Source organism: Pseudarthrobacter quantipunctorum (assembly GCF_045291495.1).
In the GTDB taxonomy this organism is placed as follows: domain Bacteria; phylum Actinomycetota; class Actinomycetes; order Actinomycetales; family Micrococcaceae; genus Arthrobacter; species Arthrobacter quantipunctorum.
In genome coordinates, this window is the sequence record NZ_CP148033.1 from 573,701 (window position 1) to 594,485 (window position 20,785).

General features: G+C 67.5%; 20 protein-coding genes. 13 read left to right on the forward strand and 7 right to left on the reverse strand.

The annotated features are described in order from the left end of the window. Positions 1-38: 38 nt before the first annotated feature. Both WHH00_RS02620 and WHH00_RS02625 read right to left on the reverse strand, forming a co-directional pair. A complete protein-coding gene (locus WHH00_RS02620; protein ID WP_406636274.1) occupies positions 39-965 on the reverse strand; it encodes a carbohydrate ABC transporter permease in 927 nt (308 codons plus the stop codon). 10 nt (positions 966-975) lie between these two features. Then, entirely contained in the window at positions 976-1,917 is a 942-nt protein-coding gene (locus tag WHH00_RS02625; RefSeq protein ID WP_406636276.1) for a carbohydrate ABC transporter permease, read from the reverse strand. A gap of 214 nt (positions 1,918-2,131) precedes the next feature. Between WHH00_RS02625 and WHH00_RS02630 the strand changes: the two genes are divergently transcribed. Together WHH00_RS02630 and WHH00_RS02635 are read left to right on the forward strand one after the other, a co-directional pair. Further along, positions 2,132-3,337: a Gfo/Idh/MocA family protein gene (locus WHH00_RS02630; protein ID WP_406636278.1), complete on the forward strand. Its 1,206-nt coding sequence runs from the start codon at positions 2,132-2,134 to the stop codon at positions 3,335-3,337. A 1-nt stretch (position 3,338) separates the two neighbouring features. Next, a complete protein-coding gene (locus WHH00_RS02635; RefSeq protein ID WP_374200887.1) occupies positions 3,339-4,370 on the forward strand; it encodes a LacI family DNA-binding transcriptional regulator in 1,032 nt (343 codons plus the stop codon). A gap of 9 nt (positions 4,371-4,379) precedes the next feature. Here WHH00_RS02635 and WHH00_RS02640 read toward each other — a convergent pair whose 3' ends face one another. Both WHH00_RS02640 and acs read right to left on the reverse strand, forming a co-directional pair. Beyond that, on the reverse strand, positions 4,380-5,168 hold the full coding sequence (locus WHH00_RS02640; RefSeq protein ID WP_406636280.1) for a DeoR/GlpR family DNA-binding transcription regulator: 789 nt from the start codon (positions 5,166-5,168) through the stop codon (positions 4,380-4,382). Between the two features lie 104 nt (positions 5,169-5,272). Continuing rightward, complete coding sequence (acs, locus tag WHH00_RS02645) at positions 5,273-7,309, reverse strand: acetate--CoA ligase (protein ID WP_406636282.1); 2,037 nt, start codon at positions 7,307-7,309, stop codon at positions 5,273-5,275. Positions 7,310-7,720: 411 nt separating this feature from the next. On the opposite strand from acs, the gene WHH00_RS02650 reads away from it, so the two are divergent. The 3 genes from WHH00_RS02650 (at position 7,721) to WHH00_RS02660 (ending at position 10,670) form a co-directional block, all read left to right on the forward strand. After that, the gene (locus tag WHH00_RS02650; protein WP_406636284.1) at positions 7,721-9,130 is read left to right on the forward strand and encodes a hypothetical protein; all 1,410 of its coding nucleotides are present in this window, start codon (positions 7,721-7,723) and stop codon (positions 9,128-9,130) included. A gap of 68 nt (positions 9,131-9,198) precedes the next feature. Next, positions 9,199-9,996, forward strand: a complete 798-nt coding sequence (nth, locus tag WHH00_RS02655) for an endonuclease III (RefSeq protein WP_406638476.1) — start codon at positions 9,199-9,201, stop codon at positions 9,994-9,996. Beyond that, a complete protein-coding gene (locus WHH00_RS02660) occupies positions 9,993-10,670 on the forward strand; it encodes an NUDIX hydrolase (protein WP_406636286.1) in 678 nt (225 codons plus the stop codon). The genes nth and WHH00_RS02660 overlap by 4 nt, the downstream gene beginning before the upstream one ends. Positions 10,671-10,672: 2 nt before the next feature. On the opposite strand, the gene WHH00_RS02665 is transcribed toward WHH00_RS02660, so the two are convergent. Together WHH00_RS02665 and WHH00_RS02670 are read right to left on the reverse strand one after the other, a co-directional pair. Further along, positions 10,673-10,864, reverse strand: coding sequence for a DUF1508 domain-containing protein (locus WHH00_RS02665; RefSeq protein ID WP_231453991.1), 192 nt, complete (start codon positions 10,862-10,864; stop codon positions 10,673-10,675). Positions 10,865-11,039: 175 nt separating this feature from the next. Further along, on the reverse strand, positions 11,040-12,758 hold the full coding sequence (locus WHH00_RS02670; RefSeq protein ID WP_406636288.1) for a bifunctional 3'-5' exonuclease/DNA polymerase: 1,719 nt from the start codon (positions 12,756-12,758) through the stop codon (positions 11,040-11,042). 132 nt (positions 12,759-12,890) lie between these two features. Here WHH00_RS02670 and ssd point away from each other — a divergent pair, with 132 nt between their 5' ends. The 8 genes from ssd (at position 12,891) to WHH00_RS02710 (ending at position 18,375) form a co-directional block, all read left to right on the forward strand. Next, entirely contained in the window at positions 12,891-13,841 is a 951-nt protein-coding gene (gene ssd, locus WHH00_RS02675; RefSeq protein WP_406636290.1) for a septum site-determining protein Ssd, read from the forward strand. A 32-nt stretch (positions 13,842-13,873) separates the two neighbouring features. Then, entirely contained in the window at positions 13,874-14,107 is a 234-nt protein-coding gene (locus WHH00_RS02680) for a hypothetical protein (protein WP_406636292.1), read from the forward strand. Further along, entirely contained in the window at positions 14,104-15,489 is a 1,386-nt protein-coding gene (locus tag WHH00_RS02685; protein ID WP_406636294.1) for a TadA family conjugal transfer-associated ATPase, read from the forward strand. Before WHH00_RS02680 ends, WHH00_RS02685 begins: the two co-directional genes overlap by 4 nt. After that, complete coding sequence (locus WHH00_RS02690) at positions 15,486-16,259, forward strand: hypothetical protein (protein ID WP_406636296.1); 774 nt, start codon at positions 15,486-15,488, stop codon at positions 16,257-16,259. The genes WHH00_RS02685 and WHH00_RS02690 overlap by 4 nt, the downstream gene beginning before the upstream one ends. Continuing rightward, positions 16,256-16,873, forward strand: a complete 618-nt coding sequence (locus WHH00_RS02695; RefSeq protein WP_406636298.1) for a type II secretion system F family protein — start codon at positions 16,256-16,258, stop codon at positions 16,871-16,873. The genes WHH00_RS02690 and WHH00_RS02695 overlap by 4 nt, the downstream gene beginning before the upstream one ends. Positions 16,874-17,012: 139 nt before the next feature. Next, the gene (locus tag WHH00_RS02700; RefSeq protein WP_406636300.1) at positions 17,013-17,360 is read left to right on the forward strand and encodes a DUF4244 domain-containing protein; all 348 of its coding nucleotides are present in this window, start codon (positions 17,013-17,015) and stop codon (positions 17,358-17,360) included. After that, a complete protein-coding gene (locus WHH00_RS02705) occupies positions 17,357-17,944 on the forward strand; it encodes a TadE family type IV pilus minor pilin (RefSeq protein WP_406636302.1) in 588 nt (195 codons plus the stop codon). Before WHH00_RS02700 ends, WHH00_RS02705 begins: the two co-directional genes overlap by 4 nt. Beyond that, positions 17,941-18,375 (forward strand): Rv3654c family TadE-like protein, encoded by a 435-nt coding sequence (locus WHH00_RS02710; RefSeq protein WP_406636304.1) that lies wholly within the window; start codon positions 17,941-17,943, stop codon positions 18,373-18,375. The genes WHH00_RS02705 and WHH00_RS02710 overlap by 4 nt, the downstream gene beginning before the upstream one ends. Before the next feature lie 10 nt (positions 18,376-18,385). Here the strand turns inward: WHH00_RS02710 and WHH00_RS02715 are convergent, their stop codons facing one another. Then, positions 18,386-20,761, reverse strand: a complete 2,376-nt coding sequence (locus tag WHH00_RS02715; RefSeq protein ID WP_406636306.1) for a DEAD/DEAH box helicase — start codon at positions 20,759-20,761, stop codon at positions 18,386-18,388. Positions 20,762-20,785 lie beyond the last annotated feature (24 nt).

Genomic DNA, 20,785 nt, shown 5'->3' on the forward strand with positions numbered 1-20,785 from the left:
TGGTGGAGTTCGCTGGGATGCGATGGGTGGGGGATTGCTTATTTGATGCCGGAGAAGCCAATGGAGTTGACGATCTTCTTGCCGAACGCGGCGAAGAGGATCAGGACCGGCAGGGCTGAGATGAGGGTTGCGGCCATCAGGCCGGACCAGTCCGGCGCCCCCTGCGGGGACTGGGACTTGAAGACGCCGAGGCCTACCTGCAGGACTCGGACGTCGTCCTGCGACGCCACCAGCAGGGGCCAGAAGTATTCGTTCCACTGGCCGATGAAGGTGAGGAGCGCCAGCGTGGCGATGGGGGCTGCGGCGTTGGGCAGCACAATCTGGAAGAAGATCCTCAGGTGCTTGGCGCCGTCGAGCATGGCAGCCTCCTCCACCTCCCGTGACATGTTCAGGAAGAACTGCCGGAGGAAGAAGATTGCGAAGGGCGTCATGAACACGTACGGCAGGACCAGGCCGAGCATGGTGTTGAGCAGGTCCAGGTTCTTGATGAGCAGGAAGTTGGGCAGGGCCGTGAAGATCGGCGGGACCAGCATGGTGCCGAGGAACAGGCTGAAGACAGCGTTGCGGCCCTTCCAGCGCAGGCGGGAGAAGGCGTAGGCGGCCATGGCGCTGAAGAACACGGCGCCGGCGGTGGTGATGGAGGAGAAGATGACCGAGTTGCGCAGGTAAAGCCAGAAATCGATGGCGGCGCCGGATCCGCCCTCGGCCACGGCTTCCGCCGGGGACTGCAGCCCGAAGACCCGTTTGAAGGCCCCCAGGGTGAACTCCGCCGGCAGCAGGCTGGTGGCGTTGGCGGCCAGCGCATTGTTGGTTGACAGCGCCGTGCGCAGCACCCACAGGAAGGGAAGGACGGAGACGGCGATGGCCAGGACCAGGAGTGCCCAGGCGCCGGCGTGGCGGGCATTGAAAGGACGACGGCGGCGGGTTGCGGCCGGCAGCGGTGCGCGGCTTGCGGTGGTGCTCATGCGGGACTCCTTAGTCCAGGTCCGATTCGTTGCCCTTGAGGAACTTCATCTGGATGAAGGCCACCAGGGCGAGGATGAGGAAGAGAATGACGGCGATGGCGGATCCGTAGCCGAAGTCAGACTCGGTGAACGCCCGCTGGTAGATGTAGTACTGGATGACGCGGGTGGCGTTGACCGGGCCGCCCGCGGTGGTCACGGCAACGGTGTCGAATACCTGGAAGGAGCCGATGACGGTTACCACGAGGACCAGGACAAGGACCGGGCGCAGCAGCGGAATGGTGATTTTCCGGAAGGTCTGGAACGCTGAGGCACCGTCCAGTTTGGCCACTTCGTAGACGTGGCTGGGGATGGCCTGGAGACCGGCGAAGATCAGCAGGGCGGTGTAGCCCATGTGGCGCCAGGTGTTGATCAGTGCCTGGGTGGGAATGGCCCACGCCTCGCTGCCGAAGAACGCGACGCGGGGCAGCCCGCTCCACTCGATGAACTGGTTTACCACGCCGATCTGGTAGTCCAGCATCCAGAACCACAGCAGGGCGGCGATGACATTGGACATCAGATAGGGCAGGAGCAGGGTGCCACGGATGATGGTGGATTTGGCCACATTGTGCATCAGGAGGGCCAGGCCCAGGGCAAGGGCCGTCTGGAGAAGGATGTTGAGGAACACATACTGCCCGGTGACGGCCAGCGAGTTCCAGAACAGCGGATCCTTGGCAATTGCTGTGTAGTTATCCAGCCCGATCCATTCAGGGTCGCCGAGGATGTTGTATTCCGTAAAGCTGAGGTAGATGCCCCGGATGGTGGGGACGACGTAGAAGGCAATGAATCCGATCATTGCCGGCGCGATGAACAGCAGTGCGATCTTGAGGTCCCCGAAGCGGCGGTGGCTTCCCTGCGGCTTCGGGGAAGCTGGAGCCGTTGAGGCGGACCTGGAGTGTTTGGCAAGGGTGGTCATCTTCGACCCTTTCCTGACTGTGATGGGGGTAACAACTGAGCTGTAATCTACACGAGTAGATTCTGAAGGGCAAGAGGTTACGTTGACTTGCCACGGCAGCTAGTTCCTCCACTCGCTGGGTTGTTGACTCGAGTAGATGCAACTGGAACACTGGAGTTTCTGGAGGACAGCGCTTGCCAGGCGTCCTCTTTTCAGCCCCCATGGAAGGCAAACAATGACGTTTTCACTCGGCGTAGTAGGAGCCGGCCAGTTCGGCAGCCAGTTCGCCCACCTGTTCAACCTCCACCCCGGCACCAGCGCCGTGTATGTGGCCGACGAGCTTCCGGAGCGGGCAGCAGAGGCAGTGGCCCGTTACGGCCTTGCCGGCGTCAAGGGCAGCTTCGAAGAGCTCCTGGCCTCGGACGTTGACGCCGTGGCCATTTTCACCCAGCGCTGGACGCACGGTCCCCTGGTGGAGCGGGCCCTCCGCGCTGGCAAGCACGTCTATTCAGCCGTCCCCATGGCCGTTTCGGAAGAAGAGATCGCCGCGATCATCCAGGCCGTCCGTGACACCGGACTGGTGTACATGATGGGGGAGACCAGCTACTACAACCCCGCCACCGTCTATGCGCGCAAGCAGCTTGCCGACGGGAAGTTCGGCCGCATCTTCTACGCCGAAGGCGACTACGTCCATGACATGGACCTTGGCTTCTACGAGGCCTACCAGTACAGCGGCGGGGAGCGCTGGAAGCAAACTGCCAGCTACCCGCCCATGCTGTACCCCACCCACGCCGTTGGCGGGGTGCTCGGTGCCGTGCCCGCCCACGCTGTGAGCGTCAGCTGCGTCGGCGTCAAGGATGACCGCGATGACGGGGTCTTTGACAAGGACGTCAGCATGTTCGGCAACGATTTTTCCAACGCCACCGCCCTCTTTGAACTGAACGACGGCGGCGTGATGCGCACCAACGAGATGCGCCGGGTTGGCTACCCCTCCCATATCCGCGAATCGCGGTTCCGGTTCTTTGGAACGGAGGCCAGCTTTGAACAGCTGGCAAAGGTCTCCGTCTGGCAGGACAAGCAGAACGTCCATGACGTCTCCGAGCAGATGGAAACCCGGCCCAGCATCCCGCTGGATGACCCGTCCCTGGCCCACGTTGCGCCCGACCTGCGGGACGCCTTCGTCTCCGGCCTGGCACCGGTCCACGATCCCGGGCGGCTGCCGGAGGAGTTCCGGGGCGCGCCGAACGGGCATGAGGGCAGCCACCATTTCCTGGTGGACGACTTCGTGACAGCCGTGAACAACGGCAGCCTTCCGCCCGTGAACGCTTGGCTGGCCGCCCGGTTTACCCTCCCCGGCATTGTGGCGCACCAGTCCGCACTCCGAAACGGTGAACGGCTTCCCATCCGTGACTTCGGCGATGCACCGGGTGCCAGTACGTAACATGAACAGCATGACTACCCCGGCAGTGCATCCGACGCGATCCGGCCCCGTGACCCGCAAGGACGTTGCGCGCTATGCCGGCGTCAGCACCGCCGTCGTCAGTTATGTTGTCAACGGCGGGCCCAAGAAGGTGGCACCTGCCACCGAAGCCAAGGTGCAGGATGCCATCCGGATCCTGGGCTACCGCCCCAACGCTGCGGCCCGGGCACTCAAGCTGGGCTCCAGCGAGACGCTTGGACTCGTGGTCCCGGATATCTCCAACCCGTTCTTCGCACTGTTCTCCCACGCCGTGGAGGACGCAGCCGCCGCCTTGGGATACGCGCTGGTGCTGGGCAACTCGGACGGAAACCTGGCCAAAGAGCGGCGCAATATCCGCAACCTCGCCGCCCGGCAGGTAGATGGCGTGCTGCTGGCCAGTGTCCTTTTCGAACCCGACCTGGAAGTCCTGGAAACGGCCGAGATCCCCTCGGTCCTGCTCAATCAGGAACAGGATGCCCCCGGGTTCAACAGCATCGGCGTTGACCTCGCAGCCGGCGCGAGGATCGCGGTGGAACACCTCATCGGCCACGGCCACACCAACATCGGCCTCGCCATGGGTACCAACGTCTCCGGCGCCACTGACGGGCGTGAAGTGGGCTGGCGGGAGGCCCTGCAGGAAGCGGGCCTCCCGGAGGGGCCGATCGTGTACAGCGCCTTCACCCGTCCGGGCGGCTACACCGCCGGGCAACGCCTCCTGGCGTCCGTCAACCGGCCCACGGCCATCTTTGCCACCTCCGACATGCAGGCCATCGGTCTGCTCCGGGCGGTGCACGAAGCCGGACTGTCCGTCCCTGGCCAGATGGCGGTGGCTTCCTTTGACGGATCTGCCGAGTCCGAGTATTCCTGGCCTCCGCTCACAACGGTCGAGCAGCCCGTGGCTGCCATGGCCGAAGCTGCGGTAGCGGCGCTGGTGGGAGCCAGCCGCGGCGAGAAGCCCCGGCACCGCATCTTCCCCACCACGCTGCACATCCGCCAGTCCTGCGGCTGCCCCTAGGGTCGCCTCCTAAACGGCTGCGAGCCGCAACCGGCCCACCTGTTCCTGCAGGACGCGCTGCGCTTCGGGACCGAGGCCGGAATCGCTGATGACCTCATCCACCTCGTCCAGCGACGCGATGGAACTGATGCCCAGCATGCCCCACTTCGAATGGTCCGCGAGAACCACAGTCTTGCGCGCAGCGGCCACAAAGGCCCGGTCCGTTTCCGCCTCCAGCAGGTTGGGCGTGGTGAAACCGGCGTCTGCGTCCATCCCGTGGACGCCAAGGAACAGCACGTCCAGGTGCAGTTGCTTGAGCGCGCCGGTGGCAATGGGGCCCACCAGGGCATCAGAGGGCGTTCGCTCGCCGCCGATGAGGATCACCGTGGAGGCGTACCGGGCGGAGGCCGCCGATGCCGAGTGATGGAAGAGGTCTGCGATGCGGACCGAGTTGGTAACCACCGTGATCTGCGGGCCGTTTACCAGTTCCTTGGCCAGGGCCCAAGTGGTGGTTCCCGCACTGAGCCCCACGGCCATGCCTTCTTGCACCAGCGAGGCCGCCTCCACAGCGATGGCCCGCTTTTCCGCCGTCAGCTGCGTCGATTTCAGGTCGAAGCCGGGCTCGTGCGTGCTGGTGTCCCCCGGGATCTTGGCGCCGCCGTGGATGCGCTCCAGGCGGCCGCCTTCCTCCAGCGCCTCGATGTCGCGGCGGACAGTCATCAGGGAAACCCCCAGCTGCTGGGCCAGGTCGGAGACGCGGACAACCCTTTCGCGCTGAAGAGCGTCCAAAATGGCCAGGTGGCGTGCGACGGCGAGCATCAGGGCGATCCTTTAGGGCAGGGGGCGGGTCTGCTCCCAGCATACGACGACGGCGGCGCCCGGCTGTGAGCCAGGCGCCGCCGTCGTGAAGTCCTCCTGAGCCCTTATTTCCTGAGGGATATGGCGATCTGCTGCATGATGGTGGGATCGGACAGGGTGGTGGCGTCGCCGGGGTCGCGGCCTTCGGCGACGTCCTTGAGCAGCCGGCGCATGATTTTGCCGGAGCGGGTCTTCGGCAGTTCCGGGACCACCAGGATGGCCTTCGGCTTGGCGATGGGCCCGATTTCCTTGCCCACGTGGTTACGGAGTTCCTGGACGATGGCGTCCCCGGAATCCACGGCGTCACCGCGGAGGATGACGAACGCGACGACGGCCTGGCCGGTGGTTTCGTCCGCGGCGCCGACGACGGCGGCCTCGGCCACGGCGGGGTGGGACACCAGCGCGGACTCGATTTCGGTGGTGGAAAGCCGGTGCCCGGAGACGTTCATGACGTCGTCCACACGGCCCAGGAGCCAGATGTCACCGTCCTCGTCCTTCTTTGCACCGTCCCCGGCGAAATACATGGTCTCGAAGCGGGACCAGTAGGTGTCCTTGAAGCGTTCGGGATCGCCCCAGATGCCGCGGAGCATCGCCGGCCAGGGCTCCCGGATCACCAGGAAGCCGCCGTGGCCGTTGGGCACGGATTCGCCCATTTCGTCCACGACGTCCACGGCGATGCCGGGCAGCGGGACCTGGGCGGAGCCCGGCTTGGTAGCGGTGACTCCGGGGAGCGGCGCGATCATCTGCGCGCCGGTCTCGGTCTGCCACCAGGTGTCCACGATGGGAGTCTTGTCCCCGCCAATGACCTTCCGGTACCACATCCAGGCTTCGGGATTAATGGATTCGCCCACGGAGCCGAGGACGCGCAGGGAGGACAGATCGTACTTGTCCGGGATCTCCCTGCCCCATTTCATGAACGTCCGGATTGCGGTGGGGGCGGTGTAGAGGATGGAGACCTTGTACTTTTCGATGATCTCCCACCAGCGGCCCTGGTGCGGGGAATCCGGGGTGCCCTCGTACATTACCTGGGTGGCGCCGTTGACCAGGGGCGCGTAGGCGACGTAGGAGTGGCCGGTGACCCATCCGACGTCGGCCGTGCACCAGTACACGTCAGTCTCGGGGTGCAGGTCGAACACTGCCTTGTGGGTGTAGGCGGTCTGGGTGAGGTAGCCGCCGGTGGTGTGCAGGATGCCCTTGGGCTTTCCGGTGGTGCCGGAGGTGTAGAGGATGAACAGCGGGTGCTCGGAGTCGTGGCCCACGGCGGTGTGCTCGGCGGATGCGGCGCCCACGGTGTCGGCCCACCAGTGGTCCCGGCCCTCGTGCCAGTCCACGTTCTGGCCGTTGCGCTTGACCACCACCACGTTCTGGACCGTGTGGCCGTTTCCATCTCCCGTGTGGGCCAGCGCTTCATCGACGGCGGGCTTCAGGGCGCTGGGCTTGCCGCGCCGGTAGGTGCCGTCCGCGGTGACCACCAGCTTGGCTTCGGCGTCGTCGATCCGTGAGCGCAGGGCCTCGGAGGAGAAGCCGCCGAACACCACGGAGTGCACGGCACCGATCCGGGCGCAGGCCAGGAGGGTGATGACGGCCTCGGGGATCATGGGCAGGTACACCGCAACGCGGTCGCCCTTGGCCACGCCCAGGGACTCGAAGGCGTTGGCGGCCTTCTTCACCTCTTCGGTCAGCTGCGCATAGGTGTAGATGCTCGTGTCCCCGGGTTCACCTTCGAAATAGATGGCCACCCGGTCGCCGAGCCCGTTCTCCACGTGCCGGTCCAGCGCGTTGTAGGCGGCGTTGACCTCCCCGCCCACAAACCACTTCGCGAACGGCGGGTTGGACCAGTCCAGCGCCTGGTCGAAGTCCTTGTTCCAAGTCAGGAGCTCACGGGCCTTCTTCGCCCAGAACGCGGGACGGTCGGCGTTGGCCTCCTCGTACTCCGCTGCGGTTACAACGGCGTCAGCGGCGAACTCGGGCGAAGGCGCAAACTTGCGGGTCTCATGCAGCAGGTTTTCGAAGGCATCGCCCTTCTCAGCTCCCGTGGCTGAACCGGGCTGCCCTGCGCTTGCGGAAGCGTCTACGACGGCGCTTGTAGTGTCCTGGGACATGTGAACCTCATCATTCATCGATCTTTGCTGGGCGGGATGTCCACCGCCGGCCGGGCTCCGCCGCCTGCACGACGCCGGGCCCCGGCTGGTCACGGACATTCCGCAAAGAGCTGTTCCGGAATCAAGACTAATGCTTTGGCTGGCGGCGATGTGGGCGGTGTCACATGGCAGCCCGTGAACGGCATTTATTAAGCGGTGAATGGTTTTCCACGGCTTGCTGGTGCCTGCCCTGCGGCGCGTGCCCAGCTAGTGATCAGCGTGGCCCTTGACTAGGCTGGGATGGAATTGTGACTTCACTTCGGACCGTTTTGGCCAGGCACCTCAAGGGCCTGGCCTGCCCGGAACCGCTGTAAAGACGGCACGATGTCGGGACCACACAGGGCCCGGTGCCGCCACGCTAAGGAGAGCAGAATGAACCAGCAAAGCTTCGGCCAGAAGACCGGCCCCGACACGGCAGGTCCCGGCCACGGTGCCGGAACCGCTGAAGGGCCAGGCTCCCAGGCCGCCGCGGGCAAGGCCCCCGCCGGAGGCAAGGCCTCCAGCGCCAACGAGGCAGTGCTGGGCCCGTTTACCGTCCGGGACCTCACAGTCTTCGGCGGGACGCTGATCCTTTTTGTTGCCTCCCTGCTGCCGATCTTCGGCGCACGGTACAACCTGTGGAACCTCAACAACCAGTTCTTCCTGGGGCTGGGCATCGTCCTGCCCCTGATCGTCAGCGCGCTTTTTGCAGCCCGCAGGTTGTCCCCGGCCACGAAGATCCGGATCGGTTCACTGTCCATCGACCAGTTCGCATCAGTGGTTGCGTCCTTTGCCGTGGCCTTCTTCTTTGTCTCCGTGGCGGGGGCCTACGTGCCCAGCCTCCTAGTGGGACTGATCGGCTCACTGGTCCTCTTCGCGGCAACAGTGCTTGGCCGTTTCCTGCCGTACCTGTCCGGTGATTTCCAGGACCGGGCCGAAGTACCCGCCCACGTGGTGGCCCGTGAGGCCGCTGTTCCCACGCAGAAGCCCCGCGCCCCCAAGAAGCCGAAGGCAGAGGCCGCTCCGGGGTCGAAAGACTCCAAACCCGGCTCGAAGATCCTGTCCGGAGCAGGGCTGTTCGGCGGCGCAGGCGCAGGATCCTCGGCGGTCCAGCCCGGATCAGCTGACAAGCCGGCATCACAGAGCCATCAGGATCCGGTGGTGCAGCAGGCTTCACCGCGTCCTGGCGGACAGGCCGCGGCAGCCCATGCCCCTGCCACGGCAGCCGTCCCCACTGCTGCTGCGCCTGTCTCCACCGCTCCCGAGGTATCCGAATGGACTCCTGCAGGCGACGCGGGTCCCGCAACCCAGGCGGCCGACGTCGTACGCCCTTCCTCCACGCCTGCTGCGGAGGAAACCCGACTGGGGGATGTGCCAGTAGCCGCGGGCGCCGCTTCCGCCCCGCATCACAACGGCACGCCAAACAACGACGGCGGCACGCATCCGGCTGCCATGTTCGGCCAGGGCGCTGCCGCCCCAGGGCAGGGCGCGCGCAGCGGCTGGGAGCCGACGCCTGCCACCGCGGTGCACCAGCAGGTCCGCACGGAGGAGCCCATCGGCGCCACGGTGGATCCCTCAACCCGTCCGGATGAATCGGAAGAACAGCCCATCCATGAGGCTTTCTGGTTTGCGGTCGCGCAGCACCGGACCGCCTATGACCCGCGCTCCGGGGCCCCGGCGTTCGTTATCGAACCCGGCGGCTGGGTCCTTGCCCTCGAAGACCGGGGGCAAGAGTTCCTGGTGCAGCACACTGACGGGCGGCTGGGTGTCCTGCGGGACCTCAGCAACATCGAGCGCGGCTGACGTCCATGGCCGAGGCCCGGGCGCCCAGGGCCGGCGGAGCCAAGGCACCCGCCGGCCAGTCTGCCGGCATGCCGGTGGTGTCCTCCGAGTCCGTGCTGGCCTTGAAAAGGCGGGCGCGGCGGATCAACAGGGCCCTGGCGGAGAAATACCCCTACGCCCACGCGGAGCTTGATTTCCGCAACCCGTTCGAACTGCTCGTGGCTACGGTCCTTTCGGCCCAGACCACGGACGTCACCGTTAACCAGGTCACCAGGGTGTTGTTTGCCCGCTACCCGGACGCGCGGTCCCTGGCGGAGGCGGATCCCGTGGACCTTGAGACAATCCTCAAGCCCACCGGGTTCTTCCGGGCAAAATCCAGGAACGTCATTGCCCTCTGCACACGCCTGGTGGACGAATACAACGGGGTGGTGCCGGGACGGTTGGAGGACCTGGTCACGCTGCCCGGCGTGGGACGCAAGACCGCCAACGTGGTGCTCGGCAACGGTTTCGGCATCCCCGGCATCTCGGTGGACACCCACTTCGCACGGCTGGCCAACCGTTTTGGCTGGACGCAGTCCGAGGACCCCGTCCAGATCGAGCAGGACGTTGCCGAGCTGTTCGACCGGAAGGACTGGACCATGTTGTCCCACCGGGTGATTTTCCACGGACGGCGGGTGTGCCACGCACGGAAGCCAGCCTGCGGAGCCTGCCCCGTGGCCACCTGGTGCCCCAGCTTCGGGCTGGGCGAAACGGATCCGGCCAAGGCTGTGAAGCTGCTGAAGTACGAGCTTGCGCCCGGCCGCGAAGCACTCCTGGAGCAGCTGCTGGCCGAGACCCACAGGGCAGCCGAAATCCGGATGGCCTCCCAGCAGGGGACGGCCCCGTGAGTGCGCGCGAGGACCTGCTGGAGCTGGCCCGCCGGGCGGAGTCCGGGACGGCTGCCGCACCGGATCCCCTCTGGGCAGCCCTGACTGTGGACGCCCACCAGGCCAGGAGGGCGGCGGTGCTGATGCTCTTCGGCACCCTTGACGACGTCCCTGCCGTCTCGGGCAAACCGCTGGCGCCGGCCGACCTTGATGTGCTCCTGCTGGAGCGCGCCCACACCCTGGGTTCCCATCCGGGGCAGGTGGCGTTCCCGGGCGGCGCCATTGACGCCCGGGAAACGCCGGTTCAGGCAGCTTTGCGCGAGGCCGAAGAGGAAACCGGCCTCGATTCAGGGGGTGTGGAGGTCCTTGGCACCCTGCAGGATCTGGGCCTCGCCCACAGCAACTTTTTGGTCACCCCGGTGCTGGGCTGGTGGCGCTCGCCGTCCCCTGTCCGGGTGGTGGACTACGCCGAATCAGCACAAGTGTTCCGGGTGCCCGTCCGTGACCTGCTGGACCCGGACAACCGCGTGATGGCAACCGTCCACCGTGCCGGGCGCAGCTTCGACAGCCCTGCCTTCACAGTGAACGGCGTGGTGGTGTGGGGTTTTACCGGGATTGTCCTGAACGGGCTGTTCGAACAGCTTGGGTGGGCCGTTCCGTGGGACCGGAGCCGGCTCCACCCGATGGGCGTCTAGCCTCAGGCCTGCTGCTGGCGGAGATCAACCACAACGCCGGTGGCTGCGTTCTCCCGGACTGCCTTAATACCCTCAAGCAATGTATTGACGGACTTGAACTTGGGTGAGACGGCAACGGTATTGCCCTCTGCGTCAGTGAGCCGCAACCTGTAGGACTCGTCGCCTACTCGGTGAATTTCAAACCTTCCCGCCATAAGCCGGGACCTCCCCTGGAATGCTTCGTTGCATCAGCTTGTGACCGATCTGCCTCAGTCGTCACACAGACTGTAGCCTGCGTCACGAGCCTCTGGCGAGCTACTCCCGGGTAGGTTACCTCGGGGGTCGGTGCAGGGGGTACGGCCGCGGCAGGCGGGCTTTCGCGGCCAGCGGCTATTTCGCGTTGTCGTAGGAATCAACGACGGCCACGCTGACGGGAAACTCCACCGGGATGGGCCCGAACAGCAGTTCCTTGGCCGCGCTGGCCGCCTCTTCAATGGCTGCGATGCAGGCGTCCACCGCCTCCGCCGGCGCATGCACCATCACCTCGTCGTGCAGGAAAAAGACGAGCTCAGCGTTGATGTGGCCGTCGCTGCGGAGGGTGCGCAGCCGCCGTCGTAATTCCGCCAGCCAGCACGCCGCCCAGTCCGCAGCCGAACCCTGGACAACGAAATTGCGGGTGAAGCGGCCGCGCGAACGGGCGATCGATTCCGCCCTCCGCTGCTCTTCGGCAGAAGCGGACCGCTGGCTCTGGAACCACCGCTCCGATGGCGGCGGGCTGCTCCGGCCCAGCCGGGTGGTTACCGTCCCTCCGGCTTCGCCGGCGCGTGCCGCCTGCTCAACGAAGTCCACTGCCCTGGGAAAAGTCTTTGCAAGCTGCGGCATGAGGCGGCCGGCTTCGCCGGAGGTGGCGCCGTACATGGCCCCCAGCAATGCCATCTTCGCTTTGGCCCGGTCTCCGCCGAATCCCTTTGCTGCAATGCCCGCGTACAGGTCCTGGTTCCTTGCAGCCTCGGCCATGGAAGGGTCACGCGCGAGGGCCACCAGGACGCGCGGTTCCAGTTGGGAGGCATCCGCCACGATGAGCTTGTGGCCGGGGTCGGCATGGACTGCCCCGCGGATCTGGCGCGGAATCTGCAGGGCGCCGCCGCCGCGTGAAGCCCAGCGGCCCGAAACCACGCCACCCACCACATACTCGGGCCGGAAACGGCCGCCGTGCACCCACGCATCAAGCCAGGCCCAGCCGTTGGCTGCGTGCAGGCGGGATAGCTGCTTGTAGGCGAGCAGCGGCCCGATCGCGGGGTGGGTGGATTCCCTCAGCTCCCACTTCCTGGTGGTCTTGACCTCGATCCCGTTGCGGTGCAGGGCGCGCATCAGGTCCTGCGGGGAGTCCGGATTCAGCGTGGGTGAGTTCAGGAGTTCACGCAATTCCTGGTTGAGTGCTTCAAGCTTGGCGGGGCGGTGGCCTATGGGCGGGCGCGGGCCGAGGTGGTCTGCGAGGATCTGCCCGTGCAGGTCTTCGCGCCAGGGGACGCCGGCGTGCTGCATCTCGGCGGCGATCATGGCAGCAGCGGACTCGGCTGCCAAGAGCAGCTGCAGGCGGCTGCGCCGGTTCTCCTCCGGACTGACCGAGGCCAGGGCCACCTGCTGGGCAGCATATTCAGCACGAAGCTCTTCCGGGCTGCGGAGGATTTCCTGCCGGGATCCGGGGGCATCGAACAGGGCACCCTGGTCTGCCGGGGGAGGCGGCGGCTGCAGTGTTCTGGGCGGCAGGAGCGGATCCTCAACCACCACCCGTTCCGCGTTCCTGGCATAGTCCGTATGGGCGGTGAAGGTGGAAACGGCCAGGATGTTGCCGCAGAGGCTGAGGTCGTAGCACCGCTCCAGCTCGACGCCGGCCGCCAGCAGGGCCGGGTACCAGTCCTGGGTGCGGTGCCAGATCCAACGGGGCCGCTGCCCGTTTGGCCGGCGGTTTTCGAGGTCACGCACGACGGCGGCGAGCTCGCCGCTGCTGATCAGCCGCGGTTCCGGCGTGGCCGGGACGGGGTGTCCAGCCTGCGTGAGTTCCTGCAGTGCCGCGCCGTGGGGGTGGGCGGCGAGCAGCAGGTACATGGTCCCATTCTGCCCTGTTTCCGGGGTTGTGCCTGCCGGGATGCCTCGGCTTGCCCGCCTGGCTCAACCTGGTTTTCCACATACGGGCCTGGAACCTTTACCCGCTTTCTTCCGGGGGCGGAGAGTGGCTGTATGAGCAGGCACCAGTTGATTCCGGCCAACCCCGGCCCGTCCCACCCCGGCCCGGTTTACCCTGGCACATCCCCGACGGATGCCGCCGGCAGCCCGGCCGAGGCAGGCCCGCCGGGACGCTCCCGGTATGGTGTCGCGGGGCCGGTGGGCGCTGTGGACGGTGACGGGGACGCATGGCTGCCGGAAGGCGGTGACGACATCCTGCTGGTGACGTCTTCCGCCGTCCTTCGTGCAGAGGTGGAGCGGATCGTGGCGGCTGCAGGGGCCCAGCTGCGTGTTGCAGCCACTGCAGCAGAGGGAGGCAGGTATTGGGACGGGGCGGCAGCCGTGCTGGTGGGAAGCGACATCCGGGAGCTTCCGCCGCGCCGCAGGGCGCCAGCTGTGCTGGTGGGGCTTGACGGTGAAGGCGACAGCCTGTGGCATCTCGCGGCTGTCCTCGGAGCAGAACGGGTGGCTGTCCTTCCCGATGCTGCAACCTGGCTTGCCGACCATCTCAGCCGCTCGCGGTCACCCGGTCCAGGCGGGGTGATCCTGGGCGTGACCGGCGGCTGTGGCGGAGCCGGGGCCACCACTGCAGCGATCTGGATCGCGCAGGCGGCGGCCGGGCTTGGAGCCCGGGTGCTGCTCGTGGACGGCGATCCCTGGGGCGGCGGGCTGGAACTTGCGCTCGCGGCCGAGGAGGACCCCGGCCTTCGCTGGCCCGACCTTTCCGAAGCCCGGGGAAGCATCGATCCCATCCAACTGGCCGACTCCCTGCCTGTTGCGGGCGGTTTCTCGTTCCTGTCGTGGCCTGCCAGCAGGGAGCAGCCGGTGCCCGTGGGCGCCGCCGCCACCGCGGATATGAGCTGGTGGTGGTGGACATTGGCCGGAGATCCGACCCCATCCATACGTTCGCCTGGGACTGTGACCGGATCGCCATGGTGGTTCCGGCCCAGCTTAAGGCTGCCGTAGCCGCTGTGCGGTTGCTTCAGGAATTTCCCCCGGTGGAGGCGTCACTCCTGGTCCGTGGCCGTCCCGGCGCAGCCCTGGACGGTCCCCTGATTTCCGAGGCCATCGGCCTTCCGGTCCAGGCGCGGGTGCCTGAGCTGCGCGGAGTCGCTGCGGCCATGGAGTCGGGCCGCCTCCTTGAGCTGGGAAAGCGGCGGGCCGTCCGGCATTTTGCTGCTTCCGTGCTGGACCTCCTTGGCGACGGGCTGGCCTCCGGAGAACCTGAATGAGGAGCCAGGCCAGCGCCGGGGGACCGGGATCTGAGGCGGGGATGCGGCGGCGGGCGCGGATCCTGGAGACGCGCCCGGACAGTCCCCGGCAGGAGAGCCCGCGCCAAGACAGTCTTCTGCACGACGGCATTCGGCATGACGGTCCCCGGCAGGAGGGCGGGCGCCCGGGTGAGCCCGGCAGCGGTGAATGGCGCCGGCGCGAGCGCCGCACAGGTGGACGGCAGGCTGTGGACCTGGGACTCCTTGAGTCTGTGCGGGAGTCCATGATGGCGGACGCAGCCGCGGTGACGCCCTCGCGGGTGGCGGCGGCAGTGCAGGCCACGGGGAAGCTCTTGGGTACGGCGGGGTCACTGGCCGCCGTGGAGCGGATCAGCGCAGAGTTGAACGGACTGGGGCCGCTGCAGGCCCTCACCCGGGACCCTGCCGTTACGGACATTTTTGTGAATGCTCCCGGGTCCGTATGGGTGGACAGGGGCCGCGGCATCGAGCGTGTGCCCGTGGCCTTCGACAACGAGGCCCAGCTCCGGGCCCTGGCCTGCAGGCTCGTGGCGGCCGGCGGCAGGCGCCTTGATGACGGTTCACCGTGCGTGGACGTGCGGCTGGCCGGAGGTTACCGCGTCCACGCCGTGCTGCCGCCCGTCTCCACGGCAGGGACGCTGCTTAGCATCAGGCTCCGGCGCGAACGTGTTTTCACGATGGATGAGCTGCGGGAGGCCGGCATGTTCAACTCCGGACTGCAGACCGTCCTGGAACAGGTGGTGGAGCGCAGGCTGAGTTTCCTCATCAGCGGGGCCACCGGGTCCGGCAAGACCACCCTGCTCTCCACGCTGCTCGGCCTGTGCAGCCCCGCAGAGCGGCTGGTCCTCATTGAGGATGCATCGGAACTGAACCCTGTCCATCCGCATGCCGTGTCCCTCGAGTCACGCCACGGAAACCTGGAAGGCGGCGGCGAAGTGGATCTGGGGGATCTCGTTCGGCAGGCGTTGCGCATGCGGCCGGACAGGCTGGTGGTGGGTGAATGCCGCGGCGCCGAAGTCCGGGAGCTGCTCACTGCCATGAACACCGGACACAGCGGAGGGGGCGGAACCATCCACGCGAATACCGCCGCTGCCGTTCCGGCCCGGCTAACGGCGCTGGGTGCGCTCGCGGGGATGAACCCCGACGGCGTAAGGCTTCAGGCAGCGAGCGCGCTGGATGTTGTCATCCACGTTGACAGGACGCCCCGGGGCCGGGCTGTGGCGTGCGTGGGCCTGATCGGGGACGGGCCCGGCGGACTCAGTGTCGAGCCTGCCCTGGTAGGTGTTGACGGTGAAGTGGCCGCCGGCCCGGGTTGGACGGCCCTTGCGGCACGCTTGGGGCTTCGCCCGGGACTGCCCGAATGATACTCCTTCTTGTCGTTTGCCTGGGAATGGCTGCGGTGTTGCTGGCTGCGCCGCCGCTGGGTGCCCCTGCCAGGTTGCGCCGAGCCGGCGCCTCCCGCCCGGTTCCGGGCCCAAAAACGTCCAGGCGAAGCGTCTTTTCGTGGCGGCTGCGGGGTGCCGGGAAAGGAACAGAACAGCCTGCGGCACGCATGACCCTTGTTGTGCAGCAAGTCGCCGCACTGCTCAAAGGTGGCCGCACGCCTGCGCGGCTTTGGGAGGAGATCTGGGATGTCTATGGTTCGTCCGGCTCCCGGGCGCCTGGCCTGTCCTCAGGATCCAACGCCATGCTGGCCGCGGCTCGCGCTGCGGCATCCCGCGGCGTACCCGTCTCGGAAGCCATTCGCCGGGCGTCGCCGTCCGCCTTCCCCCGGCGGGACAGGGAGTCCCGCATCTGGGCGGAGCTCGCGGCCTGCTTCGATATCGCTGAAGCAAGCGGCTGCCCGCTCGCAGACGTACTGACCAGGTTCGCCGCGCAGCTTGAAGTGGAGGATGACGCCGATGCCGCCCGCCAGACCGCCCTGGCCGGACCAAAGGCCACCGTCAGCCTCCTCACCTGGCTGCCGCTGATGGGCCTGGGACTGGGGATCGCCCTGGGCGTGGACCCACTCGCCATCCTGCTTGGAACTCCGTGGGGGCTCGCTGCCCTCGCAGCCGGAGCAGGCCTGACAGTGGCCGGACGGTTGTGGTCCGCAAGGCTGGTGGCCGCGGCAGCAGGGGCTGGAGTGCCATGACCCAGCCTTCCGCCGCAGCGCTCGCGCTCTTCCTTGCACTCGCCGCGGCAGCAGCCCTTGCAGGCAGCGGGCGGGGCAGGCCACGGAAGCGGCTGCTCAGCTTGTCTTCCGGGGCAACTGGCCGCGGCGCGGGGGTCCCCGCCGGCAACGGAGGGCACCTGCCCGGACCTGCGCCCGAAGGACTCGGGGACACCGCCATGATGCTGGAACTTGTGGCCGCCATGCTGGACGCCGGATCGGGCATAGGCCGGTCACTTGAGCTGGTGGCCGCCTCGGCTTCCGGGAAGTACAGCGGCGCCCTTCGGCCGGTTGTCGCGGCTCTGGCAATCGGGGCCGACTGGGAAACCGCATGGCGCAGCAGTGCGGTCCGCCTCCCCGAGGTCCTGGAACTCCGGGACGCCCTGGGGTTCGCGGCGCTGACCGGCGCCCCGTCCTCGGCGATTCTCTATGCGCAGGCGGCGCGGCTCCGCCGGGAGAGGTTCCGCGCAGCAGAGAAGCGCGCTGCGTCGCTGGGCGTGAAGCTGGTGGTCCCGTTGGGCCTCTGTTCCCTTCCCGCCTTTATTTGCCTGGGAGTGGTCCCCGTGCTGCTGGCCCTGGTGCCCTACGGGTCCTAGGCACCCGTGTCTCCTCCTCCACAGGGGTGAACCGTTGAGCTTTTCCACTTACGAACCCCCAGGGCTTACCGCTCCAGGCCGGGCCCGGAAGAGTCAGAACAGCCGGGAACACCACCGGCCCAAAGGAAGGAAAAACCACATGTCCACTCATTACCGCCGCCACTACGCTGGCGGAGCTGCGGCGCCCGCGGCTGCCCGTCCCGCCTCCCGGGAACACCGCAGCTCCTCCCGCCACGCCATCAGCTCCGGGGGCGGCCGCCCGTTGCCCGCCAATGCCGTGGAACTGTATCCGGGCGCGGGCTCGCCAGGAACCAGCAAAGGCCGGGTCCGGCTCCTCGGGTCCGAGGCAGGGATGGCAACGGCCGAATACGCCATAGCCACCCTCGCCGCCGTAGGCTTTGCCGGGCTCCTGGTCTTCATCCTCCGCAGCGAGGAGGTCCGCGGCTTCCTGCTTACCCTGATCCGCACCGCGTTGGCTCTGCCGTGACAGGGGCGCTGGCAGCGCTCCTGGCGCCGGGTTTCTCCGACACGGGTCCGTCCGCCACGTGCTCGTCCGCCACAGGCCCGTCCGTCACCGCACCGTCCGCCGTGATGCGTACGCAGCGGCGGAATCCGCGGGCCTGCAGCTGCTCCGGAGGCCACGTGGCCTACGGCCCGCGTGGCGCCGTGGCAGATTTGTGCGGCCCCGCGGCGGGTCCGCGTGGCTGGACGGGTTCGTGCGGCGCCGTGGCGGGTTCGTGCGGCGCCGTAACGGCGGAGTTTGCCGTCACCCTGCCTGCGGTCCTGCTGCTGCTGGCCATGCTGCTGGCAGGTTCCTCCGCCGGGGTCACCCAGTTGCGGCTGGAGGAGGGAGCGCGTGCCGGCGCCCGGGCGCTTGCCCGCGGTGACGATTCCGCCACCGTGGAAAGGATCGTCCGTACCCTGTCGGGAGGGTCGGCATCCGCGACGGTTTCGGCTGACGGCGAGTGGCTGCATGTCACCGTCACCGACCGGGTGGGCGGTCCCCTCGGTGCATCCATCCCGTGGCTCCTGACGGCGCAGGCCTCCACCCGGAGCGAGACTGCCGGATGACGCGCGGCAAGGAACGTAGAACGGGCAGCAGGGATCGGACGGTCCTCAGCAGGCGTCATGCTCCGGACCAGACGAACGGCGCAGCTGGCACCAGCCGGGAACGCGGTTCGGGGACAGTCCTGGCGGCCGGACTGGCCCTGGTGGTGATGATGGCCATGGCGCTGATGCTGTTGCTGGCGCAGTCGGCCGTCCTGGCCAGCAGGGCCGCATCCGCTGCGGACCTTGCGGCACTGGCGGCTGCTGACGCCCTTCGGGGCCTTGCTGCCGGGGAACCGTGCACCGTCGCGGCGGAGGTGGCTGCCCGGCATGGGGCCGCTGTTATGGGATGCACGGAAGGCGCGGGCCAGACTGTCGAGGTGAGGACCGAGCTGGTGGAAAGGACGCTGTTCGGGGCTGCCCACGGGCGCTCCCGGGCGGGTCCTCCACCGTAGCCAGTTCGGGTCAGTGCTGCACTTCCAGGCCCAGGGAGCCGGCTTCGGTGGCGTTCTTGAGCAGGACGTCCAGGAGGGAGACGGCGGCCGCCTTGTCCAGCGGGTTGTTTTTGTTCCCGCATTTGGGTGACTGGACGCAGGAAGGGCACCCGGAATCACATTCGCAGGCCTTGATGGCGTCACGGGTGGCTGTTAGCCAGACCTTCGCCTTGTCGAAACCGCGCTCAGCAAAACCCGCGCCGCCGGGGTGCCCGTCGTACACAAAGATGGTGGGCACCCCGGTGTCGGCGTGCAGGGCGGTGGAGACCCCGCCGATGTCCCACCGGTCGCTGGACGCCACCAGGGGCAACAGCCCAATGGCTGCGTGCTCCGCCGCGTGCAGGGCTCCGGGGAACTGGGCTTCGAGCAGGCCCGCGCCCGTGAGGGAGCGGTTGTCCACCACAAACCAGACAGCCTTGGTAAAGAGCTCGCGGGCACCCAGTTCCAGTGGCTCCTCCCCAAGGATTTCGTTGGAGATCAGGGCCTTGCGCTGGAAGGAGACAACCTGGGTAGTCACTTTGACGTCGCCGAAGTGAACCGATACGTCACCCCACGCCACCGTCCGCTGGGTCTCCAGCACCTCAATCTGGGTCACGTCCCGGGCGGTGGTGTAGTAGTCGGGATTGGCCCGGCGCACCATCACGCAGTGGTCATCCTCGTTCAGGTCCTCCACCACATAGCTGTCACCCTGGTGGATATAGACGGCGCCGGTGTGGGCCTGGTAGTGGGTTTGCGGGGAATCCATCGTGCCAAGGAGGGACCCGGTCTCCGAGTCCACGATGCTCACCGGCCCGCCTCCGTCTGCCCGCAGGTTCACCATGGCCGCCGCGCTCTGGGAGTGTGTCCAGAACCAGCCCGCGGGCCGCCGCCGGAGGTAGCCCTGCGCCACCAGCCTGTCCAGGAGGGACTCCGCGGTGGGGCCGAACAGGCCGATTTCTGCGGGGCCGAGGGGAAGTTCCGCAGCCGCGGCACACAGGTGCGGTCCCAGGACGTAGGGGTTGGAGGGGTCGAAGACTGTTGCTTCCACGGACACGTCGAAGATCGCTTCCGGATGGTTCACCAGGAAGGTGTCCAGCGGATCATCGCTGGCAACAAAGGCCGCGATGGCATCCTGGCCCGCCCTTCCGGCCCGTCCGATCTGCTGGAACAGGGAAGCCCGGGTGCCGGGCCATCCTGCCACCAGGACCGCATCGAGGCCGGAGATATCGATTCCCAGCTCCAGCGCTGACGTACTCGAAACGCCCAGGAGCTCGCCGGAGCGCAGGGCCCGTTCCACCGCACGGCGTTCCTCGGGCAGGTATCCGGAACGGTAGGCGGCCACCCGCTGGGGCAGGCTGGGATCCACCTCATCCAGGAGGCGTTTCGTGATCGAGGAGATGGTTTCCGCCCCGCGCCGGGATTTGATGAACGCTATGGTGCGGGTCCGGGCCGACACCAGGTTCGCCAGCAGGTCCGCGGTTTCAGCCACCGCGGTCCGCCGCTCCCTGGCGCCGTTCTCGCCCCGTACCTCGGTCAGGGCGGGTTCCCAGAACGCGACGGTGGTGGCGCCGTGTGGAGAGCCGTCACGGGACACCGCCCGGACCGGGGCGCCGATGAGCCGGGCAAAGGAGATCTCAGGCTCCGAGGCCGTGGCGGAGGCCGCGATGAACACCGGCCCCGGGTGCGCCGTGCCGGCTCCGTAGTAGGCGCAGATCCGGCGCAGCCGGCGCATCAGGTTGGCCACGTGGGAGCCGAACACGCCCCGGTAGCTGTGGGCCTCGTCAATGACCACGTAGCGCAGGCGGCGGAAGAATCCTGCCCACCAGGCATGGTTGGGAAGGATCCCGAAGTGGAGCATGTCCGGGTTGGCCAGGATGAAGTTGGCATGGTCCCTGATCCAGCGCCGGGACGCGGGGTCGGTGTCGCCGTCGTAGGTTTCCGCCCGTACGGTGGGCAGTTTCAGCGCACGGATGGCGTTGAGCTGGTCCGCGGCCAGGGCTTTGGTGGGGGAGAGGTACAAGGTGACGGCGCCGTCGTCGTGGATTTTCCCCGGGTCAGCCAGAACGCGCAGTTCGGAGCGGTGGATGGCGTCGAGTGCCGGCAGCTGATACGCCAGGGACTTCCCTGACGCGGTTCCGGTGGCCACCACAACGTGTTCCCCGCCGTGCGCAATGCCGGCTGCTTCCACCTGGTGCCGGTAGGGCTCCTGGATACCCAGTGATCCGTACGCCGCAACCAGGTCCGGGTGCACCCACGCGGGCCACGGCTCATGCTCGGCCTCGCGGGCCGGGATGGTCCGCACATGACGAAGCTGTTCCGGGTCCGGGCCGCGGCCCAGCAGGGGAATCAGGGAGTCATGGGGGTTCACCCCCACATTGTTTCACCCGGCGGG

Excerpts from the sequence above, each read along its gene's own strand:
- acs (WP_406636282.1), bottom strand. The coding sequence starts at position 7,309 with ATGTCCCAGGACACTACAAGCGCCGTCGTAGACGCTTCCGCAAGCGCA.
- WHH00_RS02625 (WP_406636276.1), bottom strand. The coding sequence starts at position 1,917 with ATGACCACCCTTGCCAAACACTCCAGGTCCGCCTCAACGGCTCCAGCT.
- ssd (WP_406636290.1), top strand. The coding sequence starts at position 12,891 with ATGAGCAGGCACCAGTTGATTCCGGCCAACCCCGGCCCGTCCCACCCC.
- WHH00_RS02685 (WP_406636294.1), top strand. The coding sequence starts at position 14,104 with ATGAGGAGCCAGGCCAGCGCCGGGGGACCGGGATCTGAGGCGGGGATG.
- WHH00_RS02640 (WP_406636280.1), bottom strand. The coding sequence starts at position 5,168 with ATGCTCGCCGTCGCACGCCACCTGGCCATTTTGGACGCTCTTCAGCGC.
- WHH00_RS02620 (WP_406636274.1), bottom strand. The coding sequence starts at position 965 with ATGAGCACCACCGCAAGCCGCGCACCGCTGCCGGCCGCAACCCGCCGC.
- WHH00_RS02665 (WP_231453991.1), bottom strand. The coding sequence starts at position 10,864 with ATGGCGGGAAGGTTTGAAATTCACCGAGTAGGCGACGAGTCCTACAGG.
- WHH00_RS02700 (WP_406636300.1), top strand. The coding sequence starts at position 17,013 with ATGTCCACTCATTACCGCCGCCACTACGCTGGCGGAGCTGCGGCGCCC.
- WHH00_RS02650 (WP_406636284.1), top strand. The coding sequence starts at position 7,721 with ATGAACCAGCAAAGCTTCGGCCAGAAGACCGGCCCCGACACGGCAGGT.
- WHH00_RS02710 (WP_406636304.1), top strand. The coding sequence starts at position 17,941 with ATGACGCGCGGCAAGGAACGTAGAACGGGCAGCAGGGATCGGACGGTC.
- nth (WP_406638476.1), top strand. The coding sequence starts at position 9,199 with ATGCCGGTGGTGTCCTCCGAGTCCGTGCTGGCCTTGAAAAGGCGGGCG.
- WHH00_RS02635 (WP_374200887.1), top strand. The coding sequence starts at position 3,339 with ATGAACAGCATGACTACCCCGGCAGTGCATCCGACGCGATCCGGCCCC.
- WHH00_RS02630 (WP_406636278.1), top strand. The coding sequence starts at position 2,132 with ATGACGTTTTCACTCGGCGTAGTAGGAGCCGGCCAGTTCGGCAGCCAG.
- WHH00_RS02670 (WP_406636288.1), bottom strand. The coding sequence starts at position 12,758 with ATGTACCTGCTGCTCGCCGCCCACCCCCACGGCGCGGCACTGCAGGAA.
- WHH00_RS02690 (WP_406636296.1), top strand. The coding sequence starts at position 15,486 with ATGATACTCCTTCTTGTCGTTTGCCTGGGAATGGCTGCGGTGTTGCTG.
- WHH00_RS02695 (WP_406636298.1), top strand. The coding sequence starts at position 16,256 with ATGACCCAGCCTTCCGCCGCAGCGCTCGCGCTCTTCCTTGCACTCGCC.